The 19,616-nt window shown below is 72.7% G+C and carries 18 protein-coding genes; 12 read left to right on the forward strand and 6 right to left on the reverse strand.

The genetic code is table 11. The annotated features are described in order from the left end of the window. Nucleotides 1-210 precede the first annotated feature (210 nt). The 5 genes from Sru02f_RS10880 (at nt 211) to Sru02f_RS10900 (ending at nt 4,807) form a co-directional block, all read left to right on the forward strand. The gene (locus tag Sru02f_RS10880) at nt 211-1,836 is read left to right on the forward strand and encodes a sensor histidine kinase (protein WP_109033670.1); all 1,626 of its coding nucleotides are present in this window, start codon (nt 211-213) and stop codon (nt 1,834-1,836) included. A 26-nt stretch (nt 1,837-1,862) separates the two neighbouring features. Beyond that, nucleotides 1,863-2,240: a roadblock/LC7 domain-containing protein gene (locus Sru02f_RS10885; protein ID WP_167308645.1), complete on the forward strand. Its 378-nt coding sequence runs from the start codon at nt 1,863-1,865 to the stop codon at nt 2,238-2,240. Then, nucleotides 2,237-2,653: a DUF742 domain-containing protein gene (locus Sru02f_RS10890; RefSeq protein WP_109033671.1), complete on the forward strand. Its 417-nt coding sequence runs from the start codon at nt 2,237-2,239 to the stop codon at nt 2,651-2,653. The genes Sru02f_RS10885 and Sru02f_RS10890 overlap by 4 nt, the downstream gene beginning before the upstream one ends. Beyond that, the gene (locus tag Sru02f_RS10895; protein WP_109033672.1) at nt 2,634-3,254 is read left to right on the forward strand and encodes a GTP-binding protein; all 621 of its coding nucleotides are present in this window, start codon (nt 2,634-2,636) and stop codon (nt 3,252-3,254) included. Before Sru02f_RS10890 ends, Sru02f_RS10895 begins: the two co-directional genes overlap by 20 nt. 62 nt (nt 3,255-3,316) lie before the next feature. Then, the gene (locus Sru02f_RS10900; protein WP_109033673.1) at nt 3,317-4,807 is read left to right on the forward strand and encodes a cytochrome P450; all 1,491 of its coding nucleotides are present in this window, start codon (nt 3,317-3,319) and stop codon (nt 4,805-4,807) included. Here Sru02f_RS10900 and Sru02f_RS10905 read toward each other — a convergent pair. Beyond that, nucleotides 4,801-5,775 carry an RluA family pseudouridine synthase gene (locus Sru02f_RS10905; protein ID WP_109033674.1) on the reverse strand — a complete coding sequence of 325 codons (975 nt, stop codon included), beginning with the start codon at nt 5,773-5,775 and terminating at the stop codon, nt 4,801-4,803. The two genes, Sru02f_RS10900 and Sru02f_RS10905, sit on opposite strands and share 7 nt — an antisense overlap. 107 nt (nt 5,776-5,882) lie before the next feature. Here Sru02f_RS10905 and Sru02f_RS10910 point away from each other — a divergent pair, with 107 nt between their 5' ends. Beyond that, nucleotides 5,883-6,464, forward strand: a complete 582-nt coding sequence (locus Sru02f_RS10910) for a GNAT family N-acetyltransferase (protein WP_164278561.1) — start codon at nt 5,883-5,885, stop codon at nt 6,462-6,464. 234 nt (nt 6,465-6,698) lie between these two features. Here the strand turns inward: Sru02f_RS10910 and Sru02f_RS10915 are convergent, their stop codons facing one another. Further along, complete coding sequence (locus Sru02f_RS10915; protein ID WP_109033676.1) at nt 6,699-7,541, reverse strand: siderophore-interacting protein; 843 nt, start codon at nt 7,539-7,541, stop codon at nt 6,699-6,701. Nucleotides 7,542-7,646: 105 nt separating this feature from the next. After that, the gene (locus Sru02f_RS10920) at nt 7,647-8,552 is read right to left on the reverse strand and encodes a 5'-3' exonuclease (protein ID WP_109034116.1); all 906 of its coding nucleotides are present in this window, start codon (nt 8,550-8,552) and stop codon (nt 7,647-7,649) included. Between the two features lie 194 nt (nt 8,553-8,746). On the opposite strand from Sru02f_RS10920, the gene Sru02f_RS10925 reads away from it, so the two are divergent. The 4 genes from Sru02f_RS10925 (at nt 8,747) to Sru02f_RS10940 (ending at nt 14,124) form a co-directional block, all read left to right on the forward strand. Beyond that, nucleotides 8,747-9,841 carry a quaternary amine ABC transporter ATP-binding protein gene (locus Sru02f_RS10925; RefSeq protein ID WP_109033677.1) on the forward strand — a complete coding sequence of 365 codons (1,095 nt, stop codon included), beginning with the start codon at nt 8,747-8,749 and terminating at the stop codon, nt 9,839-9,841. Further along, nucleotides 9,834-12,452 (forward strand): ABC transporter permease/substrate binding protein, encoded by a 2,619-nt coding sequence (locus Sru02f_RS10930; protein WP_109033678.1) that lies wholly within the window; start codon nt 9,834-9,836, stop codon nt 12,450-12,452. The genes Sru02f_RS10925 and Sru02f_RS10930 overlap by 8 nt, the downstream gene beginning before the upstream one ends. A 372-nt stretch (nt 12,453-12,824) precedes the next feature. Next, nucleotides 12,825-13,394, forward strand: coding sequence for a helix-turn-helix domain-containing protein (locus Sru02f_RS10935; protein WP_109033679.1), 570 nt, complete (start codon nt 12,825-12,827; stop codon nt 13,392-13,394). A gap of 10 nt (nt 13,395-13,404) precedes the next feature. Next, nucleotides 13,405-14,124, forward strand: coding sequence for a helical backbone metal receptor (locus tag Sru02f_RS10940; RefSeq protein ID WP_109034118.1), 720 nt, complete (start codon nt 13,405-13,407; stop codon nt 14,122-14,124). Here the strand turns inward: Sru02f_RS10940 and Sru02f_RS10945 are convergent. Continuing rightward, on the reverse strand, nt 14,051-15,238 hold the full coding sequence (locus Sru02f_RS10945) for a TDT family transporter (RefSeq protein WP_109033680.1): 1,188 nt from the start codon (nt 15,236-15,238) through the stop codon (nt 14,051-14,053). The genes Sru02f_RS10940 and Sru02f_RS10945 overlap by 74 nt on opposite strands. 193 nt (nt 15,239-15,431) lie before the next feature. On the opposite strand from Sru02f_RS10945, the gene Sru02f_RS10950 reads away from it, so the two are divergent. Next, nucleotides 15,432-16,286 (forward strand): LysR family transcriptional regulator, encoded by an 855-nt coding sequence (locus Sru02f_RS10950; protein WP_244941916.1) that lies wholly within the window; start codon nt 15,432-15,434, stop codon nt 16,284-16,286. Nucleotides 16,287-16,635: 349 nt separating this feature from the next. Here the strand turns inward: Sru02f_RS10950 and Sru02f_RS10955 are convergent, their stop codons facing one another. Then, entirely contained in the window at nt 16,636-17,364 is a 729-nt protein-coding gene (locus tag Sru02f_RS10955; protein WP_109033682.1) for a gamma-glutamyl-gamma-aminobutyrate hydrolase family protein, read from the reverse strand. A gap of 63 nt (nt 17,365-17,427) precedes the next feature. Further along, the gene (locus tag Sru02f_RS10960) at nt 17,428-18,138 is read right to left on the reverse strand and encodes a FadR/GntR family transcriptional regulator (RefSeq protein WP_109033683.1); all 711 of its coding nucleotides are present in this window, start codon (nt 18,136-18,138) and stop codon (nt 17,428-17,430) included. Between the two features lie 107 nt (nt 18,139-18,245). Here Sru02f_RS10960 and glnA4 point away from each other — a divergent pair, with 107 nt between their 5' ends. Beyond that, nucleotides 18,246-19,604, forward strand: coding sequence for a gamma-glutamylethanolamide synthetase GlnA4 (gene glnA4, locus Sru02f_RS10965; protein WP_109033684.1), 1,359 nt, complete (start codon nt 18,246-18,248; stop codon nt 19,602-19,604). The last annotated feature ends 12 nt before the right edge of the window (nt 19,605-19,616 follow it).

The following is a 19,616-nucleotide window of genomic DNA, read 5'->3' on the forward strand; positions in this document are numbered from 1 at the left end:
GGTCCGACCATACTTCAGCACCCATGCCCGTTTCAGGTGCTTGCCGAATATGACACGGCGATGATCCCACCGGACTAAGCTCGCCCGCAGCGCACCGAGTTGAGGTGTAATCGCGCGCTTGTTCCCAATGCGCCGAAAATCCTGACAACTCCCAGACATACCCCGCCGAAAGCTCCCCCATCCCAGCCGATTCGTTTTCAGAGGGCCTACATGGTGAGTGTTGATTCCCCTCCAGGTCGCCGCGAACTTCCGTACGCGCGCACACTGTTGCTGCCCGCCATACTGATGGCCGCGGCCACCGGGGCCGCCGTCGCCCTCGTGACGGAACCGGCCCGGCTCGCCGTCGGCCTGTGCGGTGCCGTCGCCACCGTGCTGGTGATCGCCGCGGCCGCCGAAGCGGTGCGGCGCGGCCGCGCCCTGCGGGCCCTGCGCGCCGAGCACGCCCGTCACACCGCGTATCTGGAACACCGGGCCGCCGGCCACCACGAGGAAATGGTCCGCCTCGGCGCCGAAGTCCTCCCCAACATCCTGCACTTCATGCGCAGGGGCGTCACGCCCCGCGAGATCATGGGCCGCCTCGGCGAGGTGAACCCCGCCTACACCGAACTCGGCGAGCCCCAGCGCGAGCTGATCCGGATGGTCTGCGAGATCGTCGACCACGAGGACGCCATGCGCGAGTCCGCCGAGCGCTCCTTCGTCGACATCGCCCGCCGGGTCCAGGCGATCGTCCACCAGCAGCAGAAGGAACTCCGCGAGATGGAGGAGGACCACGGGCGCAACCCCGAGGTCTTCGACGACCTCCTGCGCATCGACCACGGCACCTCGCTGATCGGCCGCCTCGCCGACTCCATCTCGGTGATCGGCGGCGGCCGGCCCGGACGCCAGTGGCCCGAACCGGTCGCCCTCTACAGCGTGCTGCGCGGCGCCATGTCCCGGATCCTGGAGTACCGCCGGATCAACCTGGCCTCCATCGCCAAGGTCAACATCAAGGGCACCGCCGTCGAACCGGTCATCCACGCCGCCGCGGAACTCCTCGACAACGCCACCCGCTACTCGCCGCCCGCGGCCAAGGTGCACGTCACCGCGACCGAGGTGCAGAGCGGTGTGTGCATCGAGATCGAGGACGCCGGCGTCAGCCTCAGCGAGGAGTCCCGCGGCCGCATCGAGGGCCTGCTCGAGCAGGCCAAGCGCGGCACCGACGTGCAGGACCTCGCCCACCACCCGCGCCTGGGCCTGTCCGTCGTCGGCCGGCTGTGCACCCAGTTCGGCATGGACGTCTCGCTGCGGGCCTCCGCGTACGGCGGCGTCCGCGCCATCCTCATCGTGCCCAGCAAGATGATGACCACCGAGCCCGGCGTCGGCCTCGCCCACGGCATCGGCGCCACCTCGATCCCCACCCCCGGCCCCGACGCCCTGCCCGGACCGGAGCGCAAGCCCAAGAAGCGCCGTCCCACCAGCCCCCGGATCCCCGCCACGGTCTCCATGGAGGACGACGTTCCGGAGGTGACCGAGTGGACGGCGGGCGGGCTCCCGCAGCGCCGCAGCCGGGTCAAGATGCCGCTCAGCCAGCGCCTCGCCGAGCAGGCCGCGTGGGAGCGCGAGGACGCCGAACGCGAGGCCCGGCAGGCCGCCGAGCGCGCCCGCAACGGCATCCCGGCGCCCGCGCAGCCGGAGCCCGCGCGGGACAAGGACCAGGGCGGCCTCCCGCCCGGCCACTTCATCGGCGCCTTCTGGGAGGGGCTCAAGCAGCACCCGGGCAGCGCCCAGGCCCACCAGCAGTCCAGCAGCAACGAGCCGGCCCACGCCCCGGCAGACGACGAGGGGAACCTCAAGTGATCGAGCAGCAAGGCAAGTTCGACTGGATGCTCCGGGACCTCTACGACGGCGTCCCGGGCATCGAGATGATCGTGGTGCTCTCCGCCGACGGCCTGCGCATCGCCCGCTACTCCGGGGACCCGGACGCCGCCGACCGGGTCGCCGCCGCCTGCGCGGGCCTGCAGAGCCTGGCGAGCGCCGTCAGCCAGGAGATCCCCACCAGCGACGGCGACATGAAGATGGTGCTCATCGAGATGAACGGCGGCTACTTCTACCTGATGGCCGCCGGTCCCAACGCCTACCTCGCCGTGCTCTCCGACGTCCGCTGCGAACCCGGCCGGATGGGCCTGAGCATGGCCGACCTGGTCGCCCGGATCGGCCCCCACCTCACCAGTCCGGCACGGCGCAACGGGCAGACCGTATGACTCCTCCCCAGCGCCAGAGGCGATCACCCGGGTCCGACCGGCCCGCCGCGCCCGCCCCCGGCGGCGCGCCCGCCAAGGAGGGCGAGGTCCGCAACCCCGAGCGGCTCTTCGTCATCGGCGGTGAGGGAGGCGGCGAACGCGCCGACATCGACCTCGTCACCCTGATCGTGGCCCGCGCCGACCCCCCGGTGTCCGCCACACCGGAACAGGCCGCCCTGCTGCGGCTGTGCGCCGCACCCCTGTCCGTGGCCGAGCTGTCGGCCTACCTGAGCCTGCCGTTCAGTGTGGTGACCGTGCTGCTCACCGACCTGCTGGCGTCGGAACTGGTGCAGGCCCGCGCCCCGATCGTCCGCCAGAAGGTCGCCGACCGAAACCTCCTCGAAGCGGTGATGCATGGACTTCAAAAGCTCTGACACGATCCCGGGCCCGCGGACCGAGGACCGGCTGCCGCACACGGCCGAGGCCGCCGTGAAGATCGTCATCGTGGGCGGCTTCGGGGTCGGCAAGACCACCATGGTCGGTTCGGTCAGCGAGATCCGGCCGCTGACCACCGAGGAGACGATGACCCAGGCCGGCATCGGCGTCGACGACAACTACGGCTCGGCCTCCAAGACGGCCACCACGGTCGCCATGGACTTCGGCCGCATCAGCATCACCGACGAACTGGTGCTCTACCTCTTCGGTACACCCGGCCAGGAGCGCTTCTGGTTCCTGTGGAACGGCCTGTTCGAGGGCGCCCTCGGCGCGGTGGTCCTGGTCGACACCCGCCGCCTGGAGGTCAGCTTCGACGTCATGGGCCGCCTGGAGGAGCGCGGCGTGCCCTTCGTCGTCGCCGTCAACACCTTCCCCGACGCGCCCCGCTACCCCGTCGCGGAACTGCGCACCGCGCTCGACCTGCCCGAGGAGATCCCCATCCTCGACTGCGACGTGCGGCGCCGGGCCTCCAGCCGGGACGTCCTGATGACCCTGATGCGCTTCCTGCACGCCCTCGCCATGAAGGGCGCGCTGACCTGAACCGCGCGCCCCACCGACACCCCTTGACGTAGACCCAACCCCTTTGTTTGCGGAGCGAGACTGTGACGCCTGAAAGCCACTCCCCGACCGGAACGGGCGAACCCCTGCTCGAACCACCGCCCGGCTGCCCCGCGCACGGCCTCGGGCCGGGCGGACTGCACCGGCTCCACGAGGCGGACGACCTGGAGGAGCTGTACGAGAAGCTGCGCGAGCAGCACGGGCCGGTGGCGCCCGCGCTGCTCCACGACGACGTACCCATGTGGGTGGTCCTCGGGCACGCCGAGAACCTGCACATGGTGAGCACCCCCTCCCAGTTCTGCCGCGACAGCCGGATCTGGACCCCGCTCAACGAGGGCATGGTCAAGCCCGACCACCCCCTCATGCCGCACATCGCCTGGCAGCCCATCTGCTCGCACGCCGAGGGCGACGAACACAAGCGGCTGCGCGGCGCGGTCACCAGCGCCATGTCCGACCTCGACTACCGGGAGCTGCGCCGGCACATCAAGCGCTACACCCAGCGCGTCGTCAACCGCTTCTGCGAGGAGGGCCGCGCCGACCTGGTCAGCCAGTTCGCCGAGCACCTGCCGATGGGCGTGATGTGCCATCTGCTCGGCATGCCCGAGGAGTACAACGACCGGCTGGTGGAGGCCGCCCGCGACACCCTCAAGGGCACCGAGACGGCGATCGCCAGCCACGCCTACGTCATGGAGGCGCTGGGACGGCTGACCGCGACCCGCCGGGCCGCCCCGGCCGACGACATCGCCGGCCGTCTCGTCACCCACCCGGCCGGGCTCACCGACGACGAGGTCCGCGAGCACCTGCGGGTGGTGCTGCTGGCCGCCTACGAGGCGACCGTCAACCTGATCGCCAACGTGATGCGCGTGGTGCTCACCGACCCGGGCTTCCGCGCCCAGCTCAGCGGCGGCCAGATGACGGTGCCCCAGGCGGTCGAGCAGTCCCTGTGGGACGAGCCGCCGTTCAGCACCGTCTTCGCCTACTTCGCCAAGCAGGAGACGGAACTCGGCGGCCAGCGCATCCGGGCCGGCGACGGCCTGCTGCTCGGCATCGCGCCGGGCAACGTCGACCCGCGCATCCGTCCGGACCTGGACGCCAGCATGATGGGCAACCGCGCCCACCTCGCCTTCGGCGGCGGCCCGCACGAATGCCCCGGGCAGGACATCGGGCGGGCCATCGCCGACGCCGGCATCGACGCGCTGCTGATGCGGCTGCCCGACCTCCGGCTCGACTGCGACGAGGACGACCTGCGCTGGCGGTCGTCGATCGCCTCGCGGCACCTGGTGGAACTGCCGGTCCGTTTCGAGCCCAGGGCGCAGCAGGACATCATGCAGCAGCCGAGTCACGCCCCGACCCCGGAACGGCACGCACCCTGGCACGTGGGCATGCCGAAGCCGGAACGGCGGACACAGCCGCCGCTGCCCTCCCAGCCGCCGCAGCCCGTGTCGGTGACGGCCGCCGAGCCGCAGCAGGCACCGGGGCAGCCCCGCCCGCGCGGTGCCTGGCAGCGCTTCCTGCTCTGGTGGCGCGGCTACTGACGGCCGGCCCGGCCCTCCCGCGCGGCCCAGTCCTCGTACGCGGTCCAGGCGCCGAGGGACCGGCCGCTGCGGAAGAGGTGCTCGCGCCCCGTGACCGGATCGGTGAACCCCAGCTCCCGCGCGAGCAGTTGCAGCGGGCGCCGGAAGTCACCGGCCGGCACGGGAGCGGCCACCTCCGGGTAGAGGGGGTCGCCGAGGATCGGCACGCCGAGCGCGTTCAGGTGGACGCGCAGCTGGTGCGTCTGGCCGGTGCCGGGCACCAGCCGGTACCGGCCCAGCCCGCGCTCCGGCCGGTGTGCGAGCAGCTCGACGCGGGTCACGGCGTTCGGCTCGCCGGCCACCTCGTGGGCGGCGAGCACCCCGCGCTCCTTCAGGATCCGGCTGCGGACCGTCCGGGGGAGGGTGAGCGCCGCGTCGTACGGGGCGACGGCCTCGTACACCTTGTGCACCCGCCGGTCGGCGAACAGGCCCTGGTACGCGCCGCGTTCCTGAGGGCGGACGGTGAACAGGACCAGCCCCGCCGTGAGCCGGTCCAGGCGGTGCGCGGCACCCAGCGCGGGGATGTCCAGCTCCCGGCGCAGCCGTGCCAGCGCGGTCTGCGTGACGTGCCCGCCGCGCGGGGTGGTGGCCAGGAAGTGCGGCTTGTCCGCGACGACGATGTGCGCGTCGCGGTACACGATCTCCAGCGGGAAGGGCACGGGCACCTCGGCGGGCAGCTCGCGGTGGAACCACACGAACATGCCCGGCTCGTACGGCGCGTCGCCCGCCACGGGGCGGCCGTCCGCCCCGACGAACTGCCCGGCGTCGAACATGCCGTCGACCACACCGGCGCCCGCGGCCGACAGCCGCTCCGTCAGGTGCTCCCGCACCGTGGACCACGGCCCGTCCGCGGGCAGCCGCACCCGCACCGCGTCGATGCCGTCGCGCTGCGGCAGGGGCGAGGGCGGGGGAGGGGTACGGCGTCTCATCACCTGCCAGCGTACGAGGCGGTGACCTGAGACGGCGGACCGAGTGGGCCGGGCCGCCCCGGAAAACCGCTGGGCCGCCGCACGGCACCCTTGGCAGGATGCCGACCATGCCCTACCTCACCCGCCCGGTCCTCGCCGCCGGCACCCTCTCCCGTACCCCGCAGCCCACGCTCCCCACCGGCGACGGGCTGGTGCTGCGCCCCTGGCGCACCGAGGACGCCCCCGCCGTGCACGTGGCCTTCCAGGACCCGGTGATGCACCAGTGGCACGCACGCGCCGCCGACTCCGAGGAGGAGGTGCGGGGCTGGATCACCGAGTGGCAGCGCGCCTGGGAGCAGGAGCGCGGCGTCCAGTGGGCGGTCGCCGACGCGGCGGACGACCGACTGCTCGGCCGGGTCGCGCTGCGCGAATGGGTGCTCGGTGACGGGGAGGCAGAGGTCGCCTACTGGACGACGCCGGGCGCCCGCGGCCGGGGTGTCGCCGCGCGGGCCACGCGGACCCTCGCCCAGTGGGCCCTGGACGAGATCGGCTTCCAGCGCCTGGAACTCCTGCACGCCGTGGCCAACGAGGCATCGTGCCGGGTCGCCGGGAAGACCGGCTTCGCCCTGGAGGGCACCAAGCGCAAGGCCGTCCTCCACCCCGACGGGTGGCACGACATGCACCTGCACGCACGCGTACGCGGCGACTGACGCAAGCACGACCCACGGGGCCGCCGGGGCCCCCGGCGGGCGGGGCTGCCACTGGGCCCGGGGAGGCGCCGGGGTGCTGCCTCGCCGCGCTCTCGGGCCGGTGCACGACGTGCGCCCGTGCGGGCGCGTACGCGGCGACCGACGGGCTCGTGGCCCGCGCAGCGCCAGCCAGGGGGTTCTGCGGGCCGCCAGGGGCCGGCCCGGCGGGCGGGTGTTCGCGGGTGGGCGAGGCCGTTACGCTGCCGTCGCGCCTTCCTGCTCGGCCTCGACGCGGGCGTTCCACTCGCGCTTGGAGGCCTGCCAGCCGTCCTCGTTGTGGCCGAGCCGCCAGTAGCCGGAGATGGACAGGTCCTCGCGGGGGACCTCGCGCTCCAGGCGGAGGTACCGGCGCAGCTCCTTCACGCAGGCCGCCTCGCCGTGGACGAACGCGTGCAGCCTGCCCTCGGGGAACTCCAGCGCGCGCACGGCCTCGGCCAGAGCCTGCCCGACCGGACGGCCGGCGCGGTGCAGCCAGACGACCTCCACGTCGGAGTCGATCTTCTGCTCCTCCTCGGGCCCCTCGACCTCGACGAAGGCGTACGCGCGAGCGCCGTCGGGCAGCGCCTCCAGGGAGCGGGCGATCGCGGGCAGCGCGCTCTCGTCCCCCGCGAGCAGGTGCCAGTCGGCGGCGGGATCGGGGGCGTAGGCGCCGCCGGGGCCCATGAAGTGGATCGTCTCGCCCGGCCGCACCCGCTTCGCCCAGGGCCCGGCGAGCCCCTCGTCGCCGTGGATGACGAAGTCCAGCGTCATCTCACGGTGCTCGGCGTCCCAGTGGCGGACGGTGTACGTCCGGGTCACCGGCCACTGCTCGCGGGGGAAGTCCTCGCGGATCCGCTCCATGTCGAAGGGCTCCGGGTAGGTCGCGCCCCCGGAGGGGAAGAGGAGCTTCACGTAGTGGTCGGTGCAGGTGTCCGCCGCGAAGGCGGAGAGTCCCTCGCCGCCGAGCACCACGCGCTGCATGTGCGGGGTCAGCCGCTCGGTGCGGACGACCTGCGCGGTGTGCGGCTTGCGCGGCTTGCGTGCCGGACGGTCTGCCATGACGGCCTCCCTGCTCCCTGCGTGAGATTCCCTGACTTAGGCATACCTAAGCTAGCATCCCGGCCCATGTGTGGCTCATGGAAACGGGCCGCCGCGCGGCGACGCTCAGGCGGTGAGCGTGGTCAGCAGGCGCTGCAGTGACCCGCCCAGTCCCCAGCGGACCGCCAGTGCGTCCAGCGCTTCGGCGTCGCGCGGGCCGTGCGGCAGGGCGGTGCCGGTGTCCGGCAGCGGCACGTCGTCCGCGACCCTGACCACCTTCGGGGCGACCGCGAGGTACGGCCCGGCCTCGGTCAGCCGCTTGCGCTGCGTGGGCGTCAGCCTGGCCTTCGGGTCGTCGACGGCGGCCCGGATCCCGGCCAGGTCCCCGAACTCGGCGAGCAGCTTGGCCGCCGTCTTCTCGCCGATGCCGGGCACCCCGGGCAGCCCGTCGCTCGGGTCGCCCCGCAGCAGCGCCAGATCGGCGTACCCGGCGCCGTCGACGCCGTACTTCTCGCGCAGTGCGGCCTCGTCGACGAGGTTGAGCGTGCCGACGCCCTTGACCGGGTAGAGCACGCGCACGCCGCGGGCGTCGTCGACGAGCTGGTACAGGTCGCGGTCGCCGGTGACGATGTCGACCGGGCCGGTGGCCCGCGCGGTGTAGGTGCCGATGACGTCGTCCGCCTCGTACCCCGCCACGCCGACGCGGGCGATGCCGAGCGCGTCGAGGACGGCCTCGATGACCGGCACCTGCGGGGACAGCGTGTCGGGCACCTCCTCCTGGTCGGGGCCGGCCGGCCGTTCCTCGGCCACGCGGTGCGCCTTGTAGGAGGGGATCAGCTCCACCCGCCAGTGCGGTCGCCAGTCGGCGTCCATGCACGCCACCAGGTGCTCGGGCCGGTGGTCCTTCACCAGGCGGTCGATGAAGTCCAGCAGGCCGCGCACGGCGTTCACCGGCGTGCCGTCCGGCGCCTTCACCGAGTCCGGCACGCCGAAGTAGGCGCGGAAGTAGAGGGAGGCGGTGTCGAGAAGCATCAGTCGTCCGGTCACGCCTCGCAATCATGCCGCAGGCCGGGTGCGCGGGCGGGGGAGGGCGTGTGAACTGGCTCACTTAAATGTTTGGCGCATAAGCATCGGGGCAGGCGCGCAGCCGGGCCGAAGCTGGTTGATGCATTCAACTGTTAGGGGAGCTTTGGGCCCTGCCCCTGCCCCCGAGCCAAGAGGTAAGCGTGTCAGCCAGACTAGAGGCCGAGAACCTGTACAAGGTCTTCGGCAGGAAACCGGATCAGGCGGTCGAACGACTGCGCCAGGGCGAAGACGTCCGGGAGGAACTGCGCGCCGACGGCACCACCGCCGCCGTCATCGACGCGTCCTTCACCGTGGAGCCCGGCGAGATCTTCGTGGTCATGGGGCTGTCCGGATCAGGCAAGTCCACGCTGCTGCGCATGCTCAACGGTCTGTCGGAGCCGACCGCCGGGCACGTCCGCTTCGGGGGGCAGGACCTCACCGCGCTCAGCGACCGCGAGCTGCGCATGGTCCGTTCCATGAAGATCAGCATGGTCTTCCAGCACTTCGCGCTCTTCCCCCACCGCAGCGTCCGTGACAACGCTGCCTACGGTCTTGAAGTGCAGGGCGTGCCCCGCGCCGAGCGCGAGCGCCGCGCCGACGAGGCGCTCGCCCTGTGCGGCCTGGCCGGCTGGGAGAAGTCCTGGCCCGACGAGCTGTCCGGCGGCATGCAGCAGCGCGTCGGCCTGGCCCGCGCGCTCGCCACGGACGCCGACCTGCTGCTGATGGACGAGTCCTTCAGCGCCCTCGACCCGCTGATCCGCCGCGACATGCAGGACCAGCTGCTCGACCTGCAGAAGACCCTGAAGAAGACCATCGTCTTCATCACCCACGACCTCAACGAGGCCATGCGCCTGGGCGACCGCATCGCCGTGATGCGCGACGGCCGGATCGTGCAGATAGGCACCGCGCAGGACATCCTGATCCATCCCGCCAACGACTACGTCGCCTCCTTCACCAAGGACGTCGACCGCTCCCGCGTGCTGACCGCCGCCGCCGTCATGGAGACCGACGTGCGCGGCGACGAGGCCGACTGCGACTGCGAGACGGCCCTGCCCGACACGCCGTTCTCCGAGCTGTGCGCGATCAGCGCCCGCGTGCCCCACGCGGTGGCGGTGGTCGACGGTGACCGCCGGCTGGTCGGCGTCGTCCCGGCCCAGCGGCTCATCGGCTTCCTCGGCGACGACGAGGACGTGGTCCCCGGTGTCTGCGACAGCCCGCGGGACAAGGGCGGCAAGAAGGTGATCAGCCGTGCCTAGAATCCCCCTCGGCGACTGGGTCAACAGCAGCGTCGACTGGCTGCTCGACAACGTCTCCTGGCTCTTCACCTTCCTCAAGGACATCTTCACCGGCGCCTACGACGGCATCAACGCCGTCCTCCAGGCCCCCGAGCCACTGCTGCTCGCCGGCATCTTCGCCGTGATCGCCTTCTGGCTGCGCGGCACCTTCGCCGGTGTCCTCTCCTTCGCCGGGTTCGCCTTCATCGACTCCCTCGAACTGTGGGAGAACGCGATGGTCACCCTGGCGCTCCTGCTGGTCGCCACGATCATCGCCCTGGTCGTGGCGGTGCCGGTGGGCATCTGGGCGGCCCGCTCGGACCGGGTGAGCGCGTTCGTGCGGCCGGTCCTGGACTTCATGCAGACGCTGCCCGCGATGATCTACCTGATCCCGGCGATCCTGTTCTTCGGAACCGGCTCCGCCCCGGGCATCGTGGCCACCCTGATCTTCGCCCTCGCCCCCGGCGTCCGCATGACCGAGCTGGGCATCCGCCAGGTCGACAAGGAACTGGTCGAGGCGGCCGAGGCGTTCGGCACCACGCCCGGCAACACCCTGCTGCGCGTCCAGCTCCCGCTGGCGCTGCCCACGGTGATGGCGGGCGTCAACCAGGTCATCATGCTCGGCCTGTCCATGGCCGCGATCGCCGGCATGGTCGGCACCGGCGGCCTCGGCGGCGACGTCATGGAGTCCATCGGCCAGCTCAACGTCGGCCTCGGCGCCGAGGCCGGTCTGGCCATCGTGATCCTGGCGATCTACCTGGACCGCATGACCAGCGCCCTGGGCACCCACGTCTCCCCGCTGGGCCGCCGCGCCGCGGCCAAGGCGCGCGCCGCCAAGGGCCTGAAGATCTGGTCCTACCGCCCCCAGCCGCAGGTCGCCGTGATCGGCATCGTGATCCTCGCCCTGGTGGCCGGCGGCATGGGCATGTTCGGCGGCAGCTCCGACGACGCCGACACGGCCGGCGGCGGCAAGAACGTCGGCGACGGCAAGAAGGTCTCCATCGGCTACATCCCCTGGGACGAGGGCGTCGCCTCCACCTTCCTGTGGAAGGAGATCCTGGAGCAGCGCGGCTTCGAGGTCGAGGCCAAGCAGTTCGAGGCCGGTCCGCTCTACACCGCGCTCGCCCAGGGCAACATCGACTTCCAGACCGACTCGTGGCTGCCGACGACCCACGAGCAGTACTGGAAGAAGTACGGCAAGCAGCTCGAGGACCTCGGCTCCTGGTACGACGAGACGTCGCTGGAGCTGACCGTCCCGGCGTACATGAAGGACATCAACTCCCTCGAGGACCTCAAGGGCAAGGCCGGCCTCTTCGGCGGGAAGATCACCGGCATCGAGCCGAGCGCCGGTGAGATGAACCTGCTCAAGACCAAGGTGCTCAAGGAGTACGGCCTCGACAAGGAGTACAAGGTCGTCGACAGCTCCACGCCGGCGATGCTGGCCGAGCTGAAGCGGGCCTACAGCAAGCAGGAACCGATCGTCACCACGCTGTGGTCCCCGCACTGGGCGTACAACGACTACAAGCTGAAGAAGCTGAAGGACCCCAAGGGTGCCTGGGGCAAGGGCGACGGCGTGCACTCGCTGTCCCGCAAGGGTTTCTCGGACGACAACCCGGTCGTGGCCAAGTGGCTGAAGGACTTCTCCATGACGGAGAAGCAGCTCACCAGCCTCGAGGCCGAGATCAACAAGGCCGGCAAGGGGCAGCAGCAGGAGGCCGTCCGCACCTGGCTCAAGGCCAACCCGGGCGTCGTCGACAAGCTCGCCCCGGTCGAGGGCGGCTCCGGCGCCACTCCCGCGGAGGCCAAGCAGCCGCTCGACGTGGCCTGGTTCCCCTGGGAGGAGGACGTCGCCGTCACCTACCTGTGGAAGAACGTCCTCGAGCGCCGCGGCTACAAGATGAACCTCAAGCAGATGGACGTCGGTCCGGTCTACACCGGCCTGGCCTCCGGCGGCATCGACCTCAACTTCGACGCCTGGCTGCCCTACGCCCAGAGCAACTACTGGAACAAGCACAAGGACAACCTCGTCGACCTGGGCACCTGGTACGAACCGACCTCCCTGGAGATCGCCGTCCCCTCGTACGTGAAGGACGTCAAGTCCCTCGCCGACCTCAAGGGCAAGAGCGACCTCTTCGACGGGAAGATCATCGGCATCGAGCCCGGCACCGGTGAGATGCAGCTGCTGAAGAACGACGTTCTGCCCGGCTACGGCCTCGAGGACGAGTACGAGGTCGTCGACGGCTCCACGCCCGCCATGCTGGCCGAGCTCAAGCGCGCCCTCGCCAAGAAGGAGCCGGTCGCGGTCACCCTGTGGTCGCCGCACTGGGCCTACAGCGACTACGAGCTGACCAAGCTGAAGGACCCGAAGAAGGCCTTCGGCGAGGGCAACACGATCCGGACCATCTCCAGCAAGAAGTTCCCCGAGCAGTACCCGCAGCTCACGAAGTGGATCAAGAACTTCAAGATGAGCGAGGACGAGCTGGGCAGCCTGGAGGCCGAGATCAAGGACCGCGGTCAGGGTCAGGAGGAGGAAGCCGTCGCCGCCTGGCTGAAGGAGCACCCGGACGTCGTCGGCCGGATGACCCCGCAGTAGCGCGGCACTCCGCGACGGTCACCCCGAGGGGTGGGCCCGGCGGCGTCTCCCCGAGGCGCCCCGGGTCCACCCCTCGGCTCGTTCCCGGCCCGGACACGGTAGGGATTCGGCCAACCACGGAGCGCCAGGCCACGGCCTGAGCGTGCCCGGGCTGGGGTGCGGGCGGCTGGCGGGAACACGGAAGGCCGTCCACGCCTTGAACCTGTAGGGCGTGCGCGACGGCGCGCGGACGGTCCCGCCCGTGGCGAGAAACGTGAGGTCGCGGCCACCACACCGTGACATCGATGTGACGGCCGCATGAAACGGTTTGCCGAACATGCGTAGGGTGCAGAGAACTCATCAGGACGACGGGCGAAGGAGGGAGCCGGAGCGATGGGCGACCACAAAGATCAGCACCTCCGGGTGGGCGCGGCCGTACGGCGGCGGCGCCGGGACCTCGAACTCACCCTCGCCGTGGTGTCCGAGCGCAGCGGCCTGTCCGTGCCCTTCCTGAGCCAGATCGAGAACGACCGGGCACGGCCCAGCCAGACCTCCCTGGAGAAGGTGGCCGACGCCCTGCGCACCACCGCCGTGGAGCTGCTCGCCGCGGCCGACCCCGCCTGCAGCGTCGACGTGGTCCGGGACGAGGACCCCGACCCCCAGCTGGCACCCAGGGTGCGGTCCCTGGTGCGCGGGCACCACCAGATGCACGCCTCCGAGTTCACCGGCGACCACGACGCCGGCCGGGAACTGCAGTACCGCAACGACCAGTTGATGTTCGTCGCCGAGGGCGCCGTGGAGATCGAGGCCGAGGGCCGGGCCTACCGGCTCGGACGCGGCGACACGCTGTACCTCACCGGCGGGGTCCGGCACCGCTGGCGGGCCACCGTGCCGGACACCCGGCTGGTCGTCGTCGCCGTCGCCGAGCACATCGAGGCGGTCCGGGAAGGCCCCCGCCGGTGAGGGCGTGCCGGTGAGGGTGGTCTCCCTGGTGCCGTCGCTGACCGAGGCGGTGGCCCGTACGGTGCCGGGCGCCCTGGTCGGCGCCACGGACTGGTGCACCCACCCGGCCGGTCTCGACGTCGTCCGCGTCGGCGGCACCAAGAACCCGAACACCGACCGCATCCTCTCCCTCGCCCCGGACCTGGTCGTCGCCAACGAGGAGGAGAACCGCGCCCCCGACCTGGACGTCCTGCGTGCGGCGGGCGCCGAGGTGCTGGTGACCGAGGTGCGCACCGTCCCGCAGGCCGTCACCGAGCTGGACCGGGTGCTGACCGCCTGCGGCGCGCGCTCCCGGCCCCGCTGGCTGGACGAGGCGCAGGCCGCCTGGGCCGGCCCGCCCGTGCCCGAGCGGCGCGCCACGGCCGTCGTACCGATCTGGCGCAGGCCCTGGATGGTGCTGGGCCGCGACACCTTCGCGGGCGACGTCCTGGCCCGCCTCGGCGTCGACCACCTGTACGCCGCGCACGCCGAGCGCTACCCGAAGGTCCCGGTGGACGAACTGCGGGCGGCCCGTCCGGACGTCGTGGTCCTGCCCGACGAGCCGTACCGCTTCACCGCCGACGACGGCCCGGAGGCCTTCCCCGGCCTGCCCTGCGCCCTCGTCGGCGGGCGGCACCTCACGTGGTACGGGCCGTCGCTGGCCGAGGCGCCCCGGGTGCTGGCCGCGGCCCTGCGAGCAGTACGCCGCTGAGCAGGCCGCGCGCGGTGTGCACGGCGGCCACGGCCCAGGCGGCGACGAGGAGGACGTACAGGGCGACGGTGAGCCCGTCGTAGACGACCAGGCCCGTCTCGCGGGCCAGCGCCTCGGCGCCGGTGACGCAGGTGCCCACCGGGAAGGTGAAGGACCACCAGGTCATCGAGAAGCGCATGCCCGCCCGGCGGGCCCGGACGACGTGCGCGGCGGCCAGGGCCAGCCACATCAGCGCGAAGCCCATCACCGGCACCCCGTACAGCACGGCGAAGACCGCGAAGCCCTCGGCGTACGGCCCCGGCACGACCCCCGGCGCCACGTCCGCGAACTTCCCCACGGCGGTCGTCGACTGCCCGAGCGGGCCGAGGACCAGGAACAGCGACGGGGTGAGCGCGAGCGGCAGCGGCCCGCCGGTGAGCAGCCGGCCGAAGACCACCGGCAGCGTCACCAGCGTCGCGAACAGGCTCACGCCGAACATCGCCACACAGGCGAGCAGCAGCGTCTCGCGGGGCTGCCCCGCCGGGAGGTGCGGCACCAGCAGCGGTCCGACGGCCGCGGACACCATCGGCGCGACGAGCGGCAGCAGCCAGACCGGGCTGGCCTGCCCCGGCTCGATGCGGTGGCGTACGGCCATCAGGTACGGCACGGCGACCGCCGCCGCGAGTCCGATCACCGTACCGGCGGTGAACAGCACGGTGTCCAGGGCGATGGCGGCCGGGGTGCCGATCCAGTCCCGGCCGAGGGTCAGGGCGCCGCCGCCGACCGCCAGCAGGGCCATCGACAGGCAGCCGTAGAACGGGGCCGCCGACGGGTCGAGGAGGTGGGCGCGGGCCTGGTCCCGGTGGTGGAGCCAGTGCAGGGACCTGGCGGTCAGCAGGACCGCCAGCAGGACGAGGGACAGGGCCCAGACCGCGGTGCAGGCGGCGCGCAGGCCGGTCACGTGCCCCGGGAGCGCGGCTCCGGCCGTGCCGACGATGGCGGTGCCCATGACGCACGCGTACCAGTTGGGCCCGAGATGCCGGACGGCCGGGACCCGCCGGGCGGCCTGGCCGGCGGCGGCCACGTCGGAGGAAGGGGGAGGGGAGGGGGAGCGGGGCTGGGCTGCGGTGACCATGGCTCCACGGTCGCCGCGGGCGTGGTCCCTGACCAGGGACCCTGTCCCTATGAGGGCATAAGCTGGGGTTATGGGCAGCGGCACGGGCAGTGGTACGAACGGTGGCACGGGCGGTGGCACCGAGGGCGGGCACGACACACGGGCACGGCATGTGGCGGGCTCGCTGGCACACCGGGTACCGGACCTCGGGGCGATGGAGCTGTTGCTGGCGGTGGCCCGGCTGGGCAGCCTCGGCGGGGCGGCGCGCGAGCTGGGCATCACCCAGCCGGCCGCCAGCAGCCGCATCCGCTCGATGGAACGGCAACTCGGCGTCGCCCTGGTGGACCGCTCGCCGCGCGGCTCCCGGCTCACCGACGCGGGGGCGCTGGTCACGGACTGGGCGCGGCGGATCGTGGAGGCCGCCGAGGCGTTCGACGCGGGCGCGCAGGCGCTGCGCGACCGGCGGGACTCGCGGCTGCGGGTCGCGGCGAGCATGACGATCGCCGAGTACCTGCTGCCGGGCTGGCTGGTCGCGCTGCGCGCCCAGCTGCCGGACACCGCGGTGTCGCTGCTCGCGGGCAACTCGGCGGCGGTCGCGGAGCGCCTGCTGGCCGACGACGCCGACCTCGGCTTCGTGGAGGGGGTCAGTGTGCCGACCGGCCTCGACTCCGCGGTCATCGGCCACGACCGGCTCATCGTGGTGACCGCGCCGGGCCACCCGTGGGCCCGGCGCCGACGCCCGCTGGAGGCGGCGGAGCTGGCGGCCACCCCGCTGATCCTGCGGGAGAAGGGCTCGGGCACCCGGCAGGTCCTGGACGCGGCACTGGGCGGCCTGGCCCGCCCCCTGATCGAGCTGTCCTCGACCACGGCGGTGAAGGCCGCCGCGGTGGGCGGCGCCGGCCCGTCCGTCCTCAGCGAACTCGCCGTCGGCGAGGAACTGACCACCCGGCGCCTGGTGAGCGTCCCCGTGGCGGACGTCGTCCTGGCCCGCGACCTGCGAGCGGTCTGGCCCACCGGCCACCGCCCCACCGGCCCGGCCCGCCAACTGCTCTCCCTGACCAGGGCGTAGCAGCGCCGACACAGCCGATCGGGGCCCGCCCCGCAATCGCACGGGCGACCGGCCCGGCCCGTCCCGTCCCGTGGGCTGCGGTGTCGTCTGGTCCGTACGTCCCTGTGCCGCTGGTCGGGTTCGTCGAGGGGCGTTGCCGACTTGGGCATGGGCGCGCCGACGGGGGCGGTCGGGGCCTGTCCGGGGGTGCTGTGGGCCCCTGCCCGGCGGGCTGCGATGTCGCGTGGTGCGTCGGTCCCCGTGCCGCTGGTCGGGTTCGTCGAGGGGGACCTCGGGGCCCGCGGGTCCCGAGGCGTGCGGCGTGCTCGGCACGTTCCGCCCGGGCGGCGGTCGGGCGTCGGCGACGTCGTCACCGGCCAGGGCCGGGCCGGTCCTCGGGCACCGGTCGGCCCGAACGGGCCGCGGCCACCAGGGCCCGCATCACCCGTACGTCCTCGCCCATCTCCGGGTGCCACTGCACGCCCAGGACCCAGCCGGGGCCGGAGGGCAGTTCCAGGGCCTCCACGGTGCCGTCCGCCGCGTGCGCCGAGGCGACCAGGCCGGTGCCGAGCCGGTCCACCGCCTGGTGGTGGTACGTCGGCACGAACGCCTCCTCCGGCACGGCACCGGCGTACAGCGTGCCCGGCACCGGGCGGACCGGGTGGCCGCCGAAGACGCCCACCACCTCGGCGTGCCCCTCGATGTGCTGGACGAGGGTGCCGCCCAGGGTGACGTTGAGCAGCTGCATGCCCCGGCAGACGCCCAGCAGCGGGACGCGTGCGGCCAGGGCCGCCTCGATGAGCGCCAACTCCCAGGTGTCCCTGGCCCGGGCCGGCGGACCGGTGCGCGGGTCGGGCTCGGCGCCGTAACGCGCCGGCTCCACGTCCGGGCCGCCCGCGATCACCACCCCGTCGAGGCGGGCGACGGTCGCGGCGGCGTGCTCCGGCGCGTCCGGCGGGAGCATCACGGCCAGGCCGCCAGCCCGCTGCACCAGCCGCGGATACCCGGCCGGCAACAGCGCCGCCTCCAGCTCCCACACGCCCCAGCGCGCGCCGGGCTCCAGATACGTACTGACACCGATCAGCGGCCGCTCGGCCATCCGTCCTCCAGGCAATGATCCGTTCCCATACCTTTGCCGGAGGACGCGTTCACGGCAATACGCTCACGTCAGAAACCCACGCAGCAGCGCCGCCGTCCCCGCGCAGTGCTCCCGCGCGATCTCCCGGGCCCCGTCCGCGTCCCCGTCGAGCACCGCCTCCACCAGCGCGGCGTGCTGGCGCTGGGAGTGCTCCAGGTTGCGCACCAGCAGCGGGATGCAGTCCAGCAGGTCGTTCACGGTGGCGCGGACCGCCGCGTACTGCGCCGCCAGCGCCGGTGAGCCGGACAGCTCCGCCAGGGTGAGGTGCAGCATCGTGTCCAGCCGCCGGTACTGCGCGAGCGGCGCGTCCCGCGTGCCGGCCAGCGCCTCGCGCAGCCGCGCCGCCCCCGGGTCCGACAGCCCGTGCGCCGCGCACAGCCCGGCCGCGCCCACCTCCAGCACCTCCCGGAAGCGCAGCACGTCCTCGATGTCCACCCCCGCCACCCGGCGCCGCAGCTCGTCCTCGCCGCCCGCGTCCGCGCGGGGCAGCACGAACGTTCCGCCGTAGCGCCCCCGCCGCGCCTCCACCAGCCCCTGCTCCTGGAGCACCCGCAGCACCTCGCGCAGCGTCACCCGGCTGATCCCCAGCCGCTCCGCCAGCTCCCGCTCGGCCGGCAGCCGCTCGCCCGCCGCCACCAGGCCCAGCCGGACGACCTGGAGGATCTGCTCCAGCGCCTCCTCGAAGCCGTTCCCGGCGCGCACCGGTCGCAGCACCGGCGCCAGCCGGTCCGTCACGCTCCCGGCACTTCCGCCGGATTCCTCCCGCACGCGGCCGCGCCCCCTTCCCAACCAAAGGTTCCCGGCAATACCTTATGGCTCCCGGCCAGAAGGAGGCTCTCCCCGTGGCAGACCGCACACCCCCGCTCGGGGTCGAGGAACTGCACGCCCTCGTCGCCGCCGGTGACGTCGACACCGTCGTCCTCGCCTTCCCCGACATGCAGGGCCGCCTCCAGGGCAAGCGGTTCGCCGCGCGGTTCTTCCTCGACGAGGTCCTGGAACACGGCACCGAGGGCTGCAACTACCTCCTCGCCGTGGACGCCGACATGAACACCGTCGACGGCTACGCCATGTCCTCCTGGGACCGCGGCTACGGCGACTTCGCCATGCGCGCCGACCCCGCCACCCTGCGCCGGCTGCCCTGGAACGAGGGCACCGCGATGGCCGTCGCCGATCTCGCCTGGGAGGACGGCTCCCCGGTGCTCGCCGCGCCCCGCCAGATCCTGCGCCGCCAGCTGGAGCGGCTCGCCGGACACGGGTACACCGCACAGGTCGGCACCGAGCTGGAGTTCATCGTCTTCCGGGACACCTACGAACACGCCTGGGACGCGAACTACCGCGGCCTGACCCCGGCCAACCAGTACAACGTCGACTACTCCGTCCTCGGCACCGGCCGCGTCGAACCCCTGCTGCGCCGCATCCGCAACGAGATGGCCGGTGCGGGGCTCACCGTCGAGTCCGCCAAGGGCGAGTGCAACCCGGGCCAGCACGAGATCGCCTTCCGCTACGACGAGGCCCTGGTCACCTGTGACCAGCACGCGGTCTACAAGACCGGCGCCAAGGAGATCGCCGCCCAGGAGGGCATGTCCCTCACCTTCATGGCCAAGTACAACGAGCGGGAGGGCAACTCCTGCCACATCCACCTCTCGCTCGCCGACGCCGACGGCCGCAACGCGATGGCCGACGGGACCGGCATGTCCGAGGTCATGCGGCACTTCCTCGCCGGACAGCTGGTGGCGCTGCGCGAGTTCTCCCTCCTCTACGCCCCGCACATCAACTCCTACAAGCGCTTCCAGCCCGGCTCCTTCGCCCCCACCGCCGTCGCCTGGGGCCACGACAACCGCACCTGCGCCCTGCGCGTCGTCGGCCACGGCCGCTCGCTCCGCTTCGAGAACCGCCTCCCCGGCGGCGACGTCAACCCCTACCTCGCGGTGGCCGGCCTGGTCGCGGCCGGACTGCACGGCGTCGAGCAGCGCCTGGAGCTGCCCGACCCCTGCCCCGGCAACGCCTACGCCGCCGACTTCGAGCACGTCCCCACCACCCTGCGCGAGGCCGCCGAGCTGTGGGAGAACAGCACCCTCGCCAAGGCCGCCTTCGGGGACGAGGTCGTCGCCCACTACCGCAACATGGCGCGCGTCGAACTGGACGCCTACGACGCCGCCGTCACCGACTGGGAACTGCGCCGCTCCTTCGAACGCATGTGAGGCACCGGTTGT

The sequence above is a fragment of the Streptomyces rubrogriseus genome (genome assembly GCF_027947575.1).
Classification (GTDB): domain Bacteria; phylum Actinomycetota; class Actinomycetes; order Streptomycetales; family Streptomycetaceae; genus Streptomyces; species Streptomyces rubrogriseus.